The sequence below is a fragment of the Companilactobacillus futsaii JCM 17355 genome (genome assembly GCF_001435505.1).
GTDB classification, from domain to species: domain Bacteria; phylum Bacillota; class Bacilli; order Lactobacillales; family Lactobacillaceae; genus Companilactobacillus; species Companilactobacillus futsaii.
In genome coordinates, this window is sequence record NZ_AZDO01000045.1 from 1 (window position 1) to 1698 (window position 1698).

General features: G+C 34.3%; 2 protein-coding genes. Both read right to left on the reverse strand.

Annotated elements, in window-relative coordinates; all coding sequences use genetic code 11:
- Positions 1 to 55: 55 nt before the first annotated feature.
- Entirely contained in the window at positions 56 to 949 is an 894-nt protein-coding gene (locus FC88_RS04155) for an IS3 family transposase (protein ID WP_057813091.1), read from the reverse strand.
- A complete protein-coding gene (locus tag FC88_RS04160) occupies positions 946 to 1626 on the reverse strand; it encodes a helix-turn-helix domain-containing protein (RefSeq protein WP_057813093.1) in 681 nt (226 codons plus the stop codon). Before FC88_RS04160 ends, FC88_RS04155 begins: the two co-directional genes overlap by 4 nt.
- Positions 1627 to 1698: the final 72 nt, after the last annotated feature.

Here is a 1698-nt window from a genome sequence, read left to right on the forward strand (position 1 = left end):
TGCACTCTGCCTTGTCAAGTTGACATTTCAATGAAATTAAAATTATAAAATATATTTAAATGGCTTTATTCCGGTATTCTGCTGGAGTAAGGCCATTTATTTTGTCAGATCTATCTTTATTGTTAAAGTAATCTATCCCTTCTTTAACCAGTTTCTCCAAATCCTCCAGCGTAGCTGGTGTAGGATGAAGGTTCATCCATCGTAATTTAAAATCATTCCACCAACGTTCCATTGGTGAATTATCATAAGGTGTTCCTGGTCTGGACATACTTCTAGAAACTTTGTGCTGTGTTAGTAATCTATTAAAGCTGTTAGATACGAAGGCTGACCCTCGGTCCGTATGGACCGTAGGGTGTACGTCACCTTCATGTTCAAATACTCCTTCAAACATAGCCACTTCGGCTTCTGCTGTCTCAGTGGGAGTTATTATGTATCCTAATAAAAATCGACCATAAAGATCTAATATCCCACTTAGTCGTACTTTGTATCTTTTGTTTGTTCCGTATTCAATTTGTGTTGAATCCGCTAGCCAAACTTCATTCGGCTTATTAACTTTGAAATTTTGATCTAAGACATTATCTTGAATATGTTTTTCTTCTTTTTCTTTTCGATTTACTTTTTTTATTCGTACCTTACAAACAAGGTTTAATTCATTCATTACTCTTCTTACTTGTTTTAGTGATAGTTTAAATCTTAATTTATTTTCATGTACAAGGTGGGTAAGTATTTTACCTGCACCAACACTTCCGTTGTGTTCCTTATATATTCTTTTAACGTGATTTTTTAATATCTTATCCTGTTTTTCCCAGACAGTATCTTCACGATTGATACCTTTGTGATAGGCTTGTCGACTAACACCTATATATTTTAATAAGATGGTTTCCCATCCATGATGATTTTGACATACTTCCTTTATCGCTTGGTAAGCATGTCTACGTTGCTTGTTCACTCCCCACGCTGGATTTCTTCGAATTTTTTTTCAAACGCCTCAATGGCATTACGTTTATTTAATTCAGCTTTAAGTTGTCTATTCTCAAGTTTTAATTTATCAACTTCTGTTAAATTTTTTTCTTTGATGTAGCCTCTGCGTCCTCGCTTATCAGCGAGAGCAGAGTATCCTTGTTTCTTCACAATCAATACCCAATTGCGTACTTGTTGATAGGAAACTTTAAAATGTTCTGAGGCTTCCGAGTATGAATGTTTGTGAAGAGTCACGTATTCAACTACTTCAATTCTTTCTTCAAGGGTAGTTTTCTTTGACATAGTAACGACCTTCTTTCTAACAGGCGTAGCCTTGATTAGATTCTTGTCATTATTATACTGTATTATCCAATATCTCAATTGTTTTGGAGAACGTAATTTAAATTTTATAGATATTTCTTTAAGAGTTCCTTCACCATTAAGATAAGCACTAACAGCTTGAATTTTAGTTTCGTAACTATACTTCTTAGGAGCCTGCGGGATTAGTCCTTCTTCACCATATGCTTGAAACAAGGTAAGCCATCCTCTGACAGTAATAGGATTAACCCCTATCGATCTGCAATACTCTGTAAAGATTATTTTTGACTTCACTTTCAAATAGTCTTTAATTGTTTTTATCTTGAATTCTGATTCATATTTCTTCATAAAAAAATCCCTTCTGATTTCCATCTGAAATTATTCCATTTCATATGTCAACCACAAAGGGAGTATAGCAGA